General features: G+C 38.0%; 8 protein-coding genes. All 8 read left to right on the forward strand.

Features of this window, described 5'->3' with window-relative positions; all coding sequences use genetic code 11:
• Positions 1-795 precede the first annotated feature (795 nt).
• The 8 genes from ACTJKC_RS25270 to ACTJKC_RS25305 all read left to right on the forward strand — a co-directional run bounded on the left by ACTJKC_RS25270 (position 796) and on the right by ACTJKC_RS25305 (position 9910).
• The gene (locus ACTJKC_RS25270; RefSeq protein WP_344853120.1) at positions 796-1743 is read left to right on the forward strand and encodes an outer membrane protein assembly factor BamD; all 948 of its coding nucleotides are present in this window, start codon (positions 796-798) and stop codon (positions 1741-1743) included.
• Positions 1744-1746: 3 nt separating this feature from the next.
• Positions 1747-2073 (forward strand): DNA-directed RNA polymerase subunit omega, encoded by a 327-nt coding sequence (locus tag ACTJKC_RS25275; RefSeq protein WP_025145617.1) that lies wholly within the window; start codon positions 1747-1749, stop codon positions 2071-2073.
• Positions 2074-2149: 76 nt separating this feature from the next.
• Positions 2150-3346: a bifunctional phosphopantothenoylcysteine decarboxylase/phosphopantothenate--cysteine ligase CoaBC gene (coaBC, locus tag ACTJKC_RS25280; protein WP_440796437.1), complete on the forward strand. Its 1197-nt coding sequence runs from the start codon at positions 2150-2152 to the stop codon at positions 3344-3346.
• The gene (locus ACTJKC_RS25285) at positions 3343-4236 is read left to right on the forward strand and encodes a DUF4835 family protein (protein WP_440796439.1); all 894 of its coding nucleotides are present in this window, start codon (positions 3343-3345) and stop codon (positions 4234-4236) included. Before coaBC ends, ACTJKC_RS25285 begins: the two co-directional genes overlap by 4 nt.
• A gap of 464 nt (positions 4237-4700) precedes the next feature.
• Complete coding sequence (locus ACTJKC_RS25290; RefSeq protein WP_316827256.1) at positions 4701-5072, forward strand: BlaI/MecI/CopY family transcriptional regulator; 372 nt, start codon at positions 4701-4703, stop codon at positions 5070-5072.
• Between the two features lie 91 nt (positions 5073-5163).
• On the forward strand, positions 5164-7200 hold the full coding sequence (locus tag ACTJKC_RS25295) for a M56 family metallopeptidase (RefSeq protein WP_440796441.1): 2037 nt from the start codon (positions 5164-5166) through the stop codon (positions 7198-7200).
• Between the two features lie 102 nt (positions 7201-7302).
• Positions 7303-8955 carry a DNA repair protein RecN gene (recN, locus tag ACTJKC_RS25300; RefSeq protein ID WP_440796443.1) on the forward strand — a complete coding sequence of 551 codons (1653 nt, stop codon included), beginning with the start codon at positions 7303-7305 and terminating at the stop codon, positions 8953-8955.
• Between the two features lie 283 nt (positions 8956-9238).
• Positions 9239-9910 (forward strand): energy transducer TonB, encoded by a 672-nt coding sequence (locus ACTJKC_RS25305; RefSeq protein ID WP_440796445.1) that lies wholly within the window; start codon positions 9239-9241, stop codon positions 9908-9910.
• Positions 9911-10190: the final 280 nt, after the last annotated feature.

Below are 10190 nucleotides of genomic sequence, written 5' to 3' on the forward strand. Positions count from 1 at the left end.
AATCTTGTTTTGTTGTTTGCGCAACATCCGCTGCTCCAACTTTTTTCCTTCCCTTTCGGTTGGGAGTGCAAAGGTAAGGATCTTTTTTAAACTTCCAAATAAAATAAATTTTATTTTTTCAGCCCTCTTTTTCTCCTCTTTCTTTTATTTCAATAGGCCAGCTTTAACTGGCTTTCCGTTCTTCCGAACCGGGCTGCAAAGGTAGCAATCTTTTTCTCTCCTGCAACATTTATTTTAAAATAATTATCGCTTTCCGTTATCACCAGGCCACTCTTTCAACTAAAACCCTTCCTCCGAAGCGGGATGCAAAAGTAGGAAAAATTAGTACACCTGCAAAGAGATTGTGTGGATTATTGAAAGGTTTATTGTAACTGGATGGTTTACAGCAACAAAAAGTTTTGCCCGAAGCAAAACTTTTTGGAAGACCAGGTGTTTGCAACCCACCTGCAACTAAAATTTCATGCTAAACCCGGCAGTTTTAGAAACCTGCAAGGCTGTTTCTGCTACACCAGCACTTTAAACTTCCCGAATGCCTGCCCAACTAAACCCGATAGCAGCGGAAAACACGAAGGGGAGGAACGAACCGAGGCTTTGAAGCGAATAGCGGGACCAAACTTATATAGCAGCACGACACCTGATTTGCTAAAAAAAACGAGTGCATACTATATAGTGTACACACTAACCTTATATATATGTTAAAATTTGTTAACTGTTATATTGTACTGAATTGCTTTGCATAGCTTAGCGGCGAATTGTTTTTATTGATGTTATCGTATTATTAATTATCTTTGCAGAATGTTTAAAGTTAAACACTTAATTATTTTAGTTTTTGTTGCCGCTCTGGGTATTGCGGGTTGTAAAAGTCGTTTCGAGAAATTGAGAGCGAGTAATGACGTTGCAAAAAAATACCAGGAGGCGCTTCGTTTGTATAATAAACGCGATTACAGTAAAGCTTTGGTGCTTTTTGAGGACCTATCTCAAAAATACCGTGGCCGTGCAGAAGCTGAGGATCTGAATTATTATTATGCATATACGCTATATAGATTAAGTGATTACACTACTGCGAGATATCAGTTTAAAAGCTTTGCAGATACCTACCCTGCCAGTAAAAATGCAGAAGAAGCGAGGTATATGGGCGCTTACTGTTTCTATTTAGAATCGCCAGCTTTCTCTTTAGACCAGGAAAATACTTATAAGGCGATTGATGCTTTGCAATTGTTTATCAACTTATACCCTACCAGCGACCGTGCTGCTGCAGCAGGTAAATACATTGCTACTTTAAGGGGTAAATTAGAAGATAAAGCTTTTGAAAACGCTAAGATGTACTTAACTACCGGTCCAAGTAATGTAGATAACTACAGGGCTGCTGTTATTGCGTTGAAAAATGCGCAAAGAGATTTCCCGGATATTAAATATGCAGAAGAAATGGACTTCCTGATGATCAGGGCACAATATTTATACGCAAAAAACAGTTATATCATCCGTCAGGAAGACCGTTATAATGAAGCACTTGCCTTATATACTGAGTTTACTGAAAACCACCCTGACAGCAAATTTATGAAAGAGGCTAAAGGACTTAAGGAGGATGTTGAAGCGGGTATTGTAACCACGAAACAAGAACTGGCTTTATATGCTGCCGATCAGGAAAAATACAAGCAAATGCTGATCAGAACAGGTAAGTTAAAAGATACTGTTTCTGCTAAGCCGACTAATGCAGATAATACGAATATTAAAAACAAGTAATACATGAATACTAATAAACCTGCTGTACCAAATACTACAGTAACCAGAAACGTACACGATTTAGATAAAACTACTGATAATTTATACGAATCATTAGTGGTAATTGCTAAAAGGGCAAATCAGATTTCGAACAACGTTAAAGAGGAGTTACACGGTAAATTGGCAGAATTTGCTTCCAGCAACGATAATTTGGAAGAAATTTTCGAAAATCGTGAGCAGATTGAAATCAGCAAGCACTACGAGCGTATGCCTAAGCCTGTTTTGGTTGCTATTGATGAATTTTTGAATGAGAAAATTTATCACAGAAATCCTGCTAAAGAACAAAAGTAAATAGCATAGCGCATAGCGTTTAGGGCAAAGCGTTTAGCACTACGCTCTATGCTCTATGCCCCATGCCCTACATGCTATGCTAAAAAATAAAAATATAATCCTTGGCGTTTGCGGTAGCATTGCGGCATATAAGTCTGCTTTTTTGGTTAGGCTGCTTGTTAAAGCTGGTGCAAACGTAAAGGTTATTCTTACCCCTGATGGTGCTAATTTCATTACACCACTTACCCTTGCTACGCTTTCTAAAAACCCTGTTTATACACAATATTTCGAAGAAGAAACAGGTGTGTGGAGCAATCATGTTAAATTAGGTCTCTGGGCCGATCTCATCATCATCGCTCCGATAAGTGCCAATACTTTGGCTAAACTGGCAACAGGAATCTGCGATAATCTACTGACTGCGGTTTACCTTTCAGCTAAATGTCCGGTGTATGTTGCGCCTGCAATGGACCTGGATATGTGGAAACATGAAACTACCCAGCGTAATATTGAACAGATTATTAGTTACGGCAATACGGTTATTGCACCGGCCAACGGAGAACTTGCGAGCGGGCTTTGGGGTGAAGGCCGGATGGCTGAGCCTGAAGAAATTGTTTCTTTTCTGGAAAATGCCCTTAAGAAATCATCACCATTGTTTGGCAAAAAAGTAATGGTTACTGCGGGACCTACTTACGAAGCTATCGATCCTGTCCGTTTTATCGGGAACCACTCTTCTGGCAAGATGGGTTTCGCCATTGCAGATGAACTGGCCAAACTGGGTGCCGATGTTACGCTAATCGCCGGACCTACAGCTCAAAAAGCTGTTCAAAGCTTGAGAAGAATTGATGTGGTAAGTGCGCAGGAAATGTTTAATGCCTGCACTTCTGTTTTCCCCGAAAGCGATATCACGGTGATGTGTGCGGCAGTAGCTGATTATCGTCCAAAACAAGTGGCCACACAAAAAATCAAAAAACAGGAAAGCGACCTGGTTTTGGAACTGGAAAAAACTATGGATATTCTTGCCTCATTAGGGAGAGAAAAAAAGGTAAATCAAATTTTGGTTGGTTTTGCTTTAGAAACCAATGATGAAGAAAATTATGCCAAAGGTAAACTGGAGAAGAAAAATCTTGACCTGGTAGTTTTAAATTCTTTAAATGATAAGGGAGCGGGTTTTAAATCAGATACCAATAAAATTACTATTTTTAACAAAGCTTTAGAACGGATGGTATTCGAGATGAAATCGAAAACCGATGTAGCTAAAGATATTTGTGCTGCCATTTTAAAAATTGCGAAATGATAAAAAAGATTTTTTGGATATTGTTATTGGTTGGTTTCGGGAAATTACAGGCGCAGGAGTTGAACGCAAGGGTTACTTTGCTGGCGCCACAGGTTTCGAACATCAGTAAACCAACTTTAGATGCACTTCAAAAAACCATCCGTGATTTTTTAAACAACAATAAATTCAGTAACGAAAGTTATAAGCCCCAGGAACGTATTGAGTGTAGTTTTGTCATTACCATCAACTCTTGGGATGGGGGTTCTGGTTATACCGCCGAAGCACAGATTCAAAGCAGTCGCCCGGTTTTCAACAGTTCTTATAATAGCACGTTGTTGAACATGAGCGATAAAAATTTCGATTTTAGTTACCTTGATGGTTCTACCATTGATTTTTCTGATCAGAATTACATTTCCAACATTAGTGCTCTACTCACCTACTATGCTTACACCATCATAGGGATGGATAAAGACAGTTTTAGTAAAATGGGTGGCACTCCTTTTTATAAAAAAGCGCAGAACATCATCAATTTAGCACAGGCATCTGGCAATACAGGCTGGAAAGCTGCCGATGGCTTGCGCAACCGTTTCTGGTTTAATGAAAATGTGCTGAACCCCATTTTTAGCGAACTACGTGCATTTATTTACAGCTATCATTTAAGTGGTTTAGATCAGCTTACGGATAATGATAAAGGTTTAACCCAGATTGTCGCTGCTTTACCCGCATTGGCACAGATGGACAAACAAAAACTGGGTTCCATTTTCCCGAATGTTTATTTCGCCTCTAAGGCAGAAGAAATAACTAATGTACTTTCTAAATTAAACGGACAGGAACGCATGAAAGCCTACAACATGCTGGCAGAAATTGATCCGGCTAATATTGGCAAGTATGAAGGGTTGAGGAAGAATTAGTTCTTCGTTGGTTAATCGGTTAATTGGTTAAATTGGTTAATCGACCCGCGATACGCCTGACGCCAAACTAGTACATTTGTTATTGGTTGATTTACTTATAGCTACTTTTCAGAAAATCAGCAACAGTATTTCAGTTAAAAGCAAGTCCTGCTTTTATTCATACCTGCCCGATACATTCAGGCGGGCGCCTGTAGGCCTTACTCACAGGCCGGTATCCACGGCAATCAGATTTAACAATCTAACCGATTAACCGGTTTATACAGTTAACCTTCTTACAGATGCAACATTTCCCCCACTCCTGCGTCTTATCTCAAAACAGGCATTAGCACTTAATGCACAGTTAACCAATTAACCAGTTTACACAGTTAACCTAAAACACAAAAGTTAAAAATCTGTTAAAATATTTTGTTATTACGAATATCTTCGTACATTTGATTACGAAATAATTCGTACAACTGTAACATATGAGCAATCAGAACATCAAACCAACAGAAGGCGAAATGGAAATCCTCCAGGTGCTTTGGCAAAAAGGCAACGCCACGGTAAGAGAAGTGCATGAGGCATTGAATAAAAAGGATGCTGGTTATACCACAACTTTAAAACTGATGCAGATTTTGCATGAGAAAGGAATGGTAGAAAGAGATACGAACCAAAAAACGCATATCTATAAAGCATTGGTGAGCCAGGATAAAACTGAAAAGCAACTGGTAACTAAAATGATCGACAATGTATTTAACGGATCGGCTGCAAGATTGGTGATGCAGGCCCTGGGTAACCACAGTGCAAGTGCTGATGAAATTGATGAAATAAAAAAATATTTAGATAGCCTTAAATAAGGTTGATGTGAGGGTTGAAAGGTGTAGGGTTTAGATCCCTAATAAACAATTAAATTTCGGTTTATCCCGGCTAAAAATTAAAACCACCGTTATGGAAACTTTATTACAACAGTTTATCAAAGCATTTGGATGGAGCATTTTAAATTCACTTTGGCAAAGTGCTATTATTTATGGCGTCCTGTTTATCATTATGCTAAGCATACCAAAACTGGCAGCAAAGTATAAGCACAACCTTGCCTTTGGTGCCATCATTTTGATGTTTGCCGGCTTTGTTTACAACTTCATCAATCAATTAGTGCAGAGTATCAGCAGTCAGGCGGTTGCCATTAATCCACAAAATATTCAGGTTTACCAGTATTTTAATAACCTGCCTCCAAGCTTTAGCAGCAAAGCGGAACAATATTTCCCTGTTGTGGTAGCTTTTTATGCGATTGGCATTGTGCTTCAGCTATTTGTGATTGTTAAAGGTTATGGTCAGCTTTCTAAACTGAAAAAGGAAAGCTTAAGTGCCATTCCTGATGGATGGAAAGCCATTTTCGAACAGGTAACGGCCCATCTTAAAATTAAAAAGGCCATTAAGTTTCACCTGTCATCTATTGTGAATGTGCCCTTGGTTATCGGTTATTTAAAACCTGTGGTATTATTTCCTTTGGCACTGGTTAATCAGTTAGATAACGATCAGGTAGAGGCCATCTTAATCCACGAACTATCGCACATCAGAAGAAACGATTTCTTACTAAATCTGATTAAAACAGCAATCGAAACCTTACTGTTCTACAATCCATTTGTGTGGATGGCTGGTAGGTTTATACACATCGAGCGCGAGCACGCCTGTGATGACCTGGTGTTAAAAATTACCGGAAAACCGTTAAACTATGCCCACGCACTGCTTAAACTCGAACTTCTGAAAGATAAAAACAGTCCGGCATATGCACTAGCTGCAACAGGTAAGACCCAAAATTTATATCAACGCATTAAAAGAATAACCAACATGAAAACAAATTATTTAAACGCCAAACAACAAATGGCAGCCCTGACTTTGGGTGTAGCCTGCTTGTTTTCTATTGCCTGGATCAATCCAACAGAAAAGAAAAAAGAGCATAAAAAAAGCAATAAGATTGAGGTTTTAAGTGTGATCAATCATCATGATCTGAAAACTATTGTTTGCACCGATACCACTAAAAAACGTAAGATAAAAATTGTAACCATTGATGCTAATGGCAATAAAACCGAATATAACTCGGTAAAAGATATGCCTGATAGCTTAAGAAAAGATTTTTACAGGGATGAGCTTTTTGCTGGGCATAATGTGTACCGCATCCACGCCGATAGTTCATTTAAATTCAGGTTTAACGATTCGCTGGTTCGCAATAAAATTTTTAAAGAGTATAATTCCCCTGAAGCCCAGGCTAAATGGAAAAAATTTGGCGAAGATATAGCCAAACAATACAACTCACCGGAAGCGCAGGCCAAATGGAAAAAATTCGGTGAAGATATTGCCAAACAATACAATTCTCCTGAAGCACAGGCAAAGTGGAAAAAAATGGGTGAAGATATGGCTAAAGAATTTGGTTCTCCCGAGGCGCAGGCAAAATGGAAAAAGATGGGCGAAGAAATGGCTGCGAAAATCAATACTCCAGAATTTAGGGCGCAAATTGATAACATCAGGATACAGGCTTTAAAATCAGGTGATATGGTTAATTTATCGGGGCTTACAAAATTACAATCTGATTCGATTTTTAAAGGCAACAGGCACATGCTTACCGGTCCGGATGGCACTGTTTTTTATTACGACAATAACAACAAGGTAAAACAGACTGAGGAATATAAAAAGTTAAAAGAAAAATTCGACAGCGAGGTGAAGGAACTAAAAGAGAAAATGGAGCAGAAAGAAAAAAAAGAAAAAGTTGAAGGCGGTAACAAAAGCTCACAAATCAGTCCTGCTGTTATGCTTTACAACAATAAAGATTTTTCAGCCCCTGTTAAAACATTGAAAATTGAGAATGCAGTGGTAACATACAAAAAAGCCGATTTTAAAAATGCAGATCAACTTGCGGTAAAAAGCTTCGTACAAAATGGAAACTTAACCATTTCAAATAATAATGCCATCAGCATTTCAGTAAAATAAAACTACACACAACCAAACAGATTATGAAACAGCGGAGATTATTCTTCGCTGTTTTTGTTTTGTATTCACCTGTTGACATAAATTTTAATATTTTTGCTTAGCATGCTACAAAAACTTTCTATACGTAATTACGCATTAATTGATAGTCTTGATATCGAATTCGACAAAGGCTTAAATATCATCACAGGTGAAACCGGTGCCGGTAAATCCATTATACTGGGTGCATTATCGCTGATTTTAGGTCAGCGGGCAGAAAGCAAATACTTTTTTAACCAGGATAAAAAATGTGTTATTGAAGGTAGTTTTGCACTGGCGGATGAAAACCTGAAAGAACTTTTTGAAGAGAATGATCTCGACTTTTCAAAAGAAGGCCTTTTAAGAAGAGAAATCTCTATAGATGGCAAAACCAGGTCGTTTATTAACGATACCCCTGTTAATCTGTCTATCCTCAAACAAATCGGCGAAAAACTGATCGATATCCATTCGCAGCATGCTACACAGGAAATTAATGACGCCGATTTTCAATTATTGATTGTTGATTCATTGGCCAACCATCAGCCTCTCCTGCTTAATTACCGCAGCGGATTTAAAAAACTTAAACAAGATACTTCACTGTTAAAGAAATTAATTGCTGAAGCCAACGAAGCCCGTAACAAACAGGATTACGAACAATTTCTGTTTAACGAACTCGAACAGGCAAAATTACAGGAAGGCGAGCAGGAAGAGCTGGAGCAGGAATTGGAACGCCTAACCCATGCCGAAACCATTAAAAGGGCTTTACTTACGGCCTCAGGATTAATTAACGAGAGCGAACCTTCTGCCCTGCAGATTTTAAAAGAAGCTTCTTTACAATTACAGGGTATTGAAAAATTCGACCCGGCAATTAACATGCTCTATGAACGCCTGCGCTCATCAATTATTGAGATAAAAGACATTACCGACGAGGTTTCTACAATAGAAGAAAATACGTTGCACAGTGCCGGGCGCTTAGAAATTGTAAACCAAAGACTGGATTTGTTTTATACCCTGCAACAAAAACACAGGCTTAGCAATAATACGGAACTGTTAGCGCTTCAAAAGCAATTGGAAGAAAACCTGAATAAGTTGTTGTCTTCTGATGAGCATATCGAAAAATTACAGCAGGAAATCGATCAGCTTAAAAAAGAACTGCATCAACAGGCCGGTCAATTAAGTGCCAACCGTAAAAAAGCAATTAAAATTGTTGAAGAGCAAACCAGTGCCACACTTAAAAAAGTGGGGATGCTTAATGCTAAACTGGTACTGGATCAAAAAGTATTACCTGAACTAAATAAAGACGGGCTTGATGAAATTAACCTGCTTTTTACTGCAAATGCTGGTCAGGCCCCTGCCCCGGTAAACAAAGTGGCCTCGGGCGGCGAATTATCACGCTTAATGCTTGCTATAAAAGCATTATTGGCTAAACACACCTCCTTACCAACGATTATTTTCGACGAAATTGATACCGGAATTTCTGGCGAAACCGCCTTAAAGGTTGGCGAAGTAATTTCTGAACTGGGCAAAAACATGCAGGTGATTTCGATAACCCATTTACCACAGATTGCAGCCAAAGGTACATCTCATTATTTTGTACATAAAAATGAAGATAAAGGTAAAACCACCACCGGAATACGCAAACTTAAACAGGAAGAGCGTATTGGCGTAATTGCAGAAATGTTAAGCGGTAAAAATCCGGGAGCATCAGCAATTGAAAATGCAAAAGAATTGCTGGCTTAATCATCTACCGCCATGGTCTGTGTCTCCACAGAATATTCCTAAAAAAAATCGATAAATTAATGAGCTTAAAGAAATAAGAACGTATCGGCGTAATTGCCGAAATGTTAAACGATAAAAATCCAGGTGCATCAGCAATTGAAGATGCAAAAGAATTATTGGGCTAATTGTGGAAACACATTTCTCGCAGCATCATGTAATTATGAAAAAAGTAATTCTACTCATATTTATAATTTGCACTTTTTTTAAAGCGAACGCGCAAAATTTAACACCTAAAAAGTTCTATTTGGATACCATTAATGTACGAGGCAGAATCCTCAACATTGATGGTTCAGTAATTCCAAATCTGTATATTAAAACCACTTCTCAGGATACCATTTGTCAAAACAATGTGATTTATGGAAATGTGGATAGTTTAGGGTATTTCGCCATTAATGGAATTAAACTTAATGATATTTTCACTATAAATACCGGATCAGAAGAATTTAAAATTATTAACGAAGGCAGTAGGTTTATAACCATTACGCTTAACACTTTTAAAAATAAAAAGATAGATACAACCAGTTTAACCATAACTGCCAAAAGATTAAAAAAACGCAAACAAGTTAAATATATTGTTTCTAATTACCTGGTATGTGCGTTCCCTTTCTTTAATAAACCAGCCTCCTACCCTTCCGGAAAAAAAGCTTTTTATGATTTGCTCTATAAAAATTTGATTTATCCCGACCAGGCAATTAAAAAGAATATAGAAGGTAAGGTAATCATTAAGTTTTCCATCAATAAAAGGGGAAATCTGATCAACCCAAGTATATTAAATGGCATAGGCTACGGCTGTGATGCAGAAGCGATCAGAGTAGTTAGCCTGTCTCCCAGGTGGGAACCACAAATTTCGAATGGCAGACCTGTTTTATCAGATGGAATTGTAGAAATTCTTTTTAAGCTCGAAGATAAGATGTAGTCTACAATAGGTTCCTAACCTAAACACGGTGTCTCCACAAAAAAAGAAAGTGCTACGAGATGTTACCTACTTGTAATAATAGCTCCTGTTAAGGAATTTCATTTTGTATTTTCATTTGAATTTGAGGGCACAGACCACGGCAACGGCTTAATTCTTACATTACGTCATCTCCTTTGGTTTATCAAACTGATTTTTTTGTTGCAAATCTTATTACAAGAAGAAAGCTTAGTAAGCGTTTAAATAAAAGGCAGGGTGAATTTTCGTCATCTCTAGTTTTAAA

Origin of the sequence: Pedobacter sp. 22226 (assembly GCF_052045455.1) — a bacterium.
GTDB lineage: Bacteria > Bacteroidota > Bacteroidia > Sphingobacteriales > Sphingobacteriaceae > Pedobacter > Pedobacter jeongneungensis.

Coding starts and splice junctions, on each gene's coding strand:
- recN (WP_440796443.1), top strand. CDS start 7,303: ATGCTACAAAAACTTTCTATACGTAATTACGCATTAATTGATAGTCTT.
- ACTJKC_RS25290 (WP_316827256.1), top strand. CDS start 4,701: ATGAGCAATCAGAACATCAAACCAACAGAAGGCGAAATGGAAATCCTC.
- ACTJKC_RS25275 (WP_025145617.1), top strand. CDS start 1,747: ATGAATACTAATAAACCTGCTGTACCAAATACTACAGTAACCAGAAAC.
- coaBC (WP_440796437.1), top strand. CDS start 2,150: ATGCTAAAAAATAAAAATATAATCCTTGGCGTTTGCGGTAGCATTGCG.
- ACTJKC_RS25270 (WP_344853120.1), top strand. CDS start 796: ATGTTTAAAGTTAAACACTTAATTATTTTAGTTTTTGTTGCCGCTCTG.
- ACTJKC_RS25285 (WP_440796439.1), top strand. CDS start 3,343: ATGATAAAAAAGATTTTTTGGATATTGTTATTGGTTGGTTTCGGGAAA.
- ACTJKC_RS25295 (WP_440796441.1), top strand. CDS start 5,164: ATGGAAACTTTATTACAACAGTTTATCAAAGCATTTGGATGGAGCATT.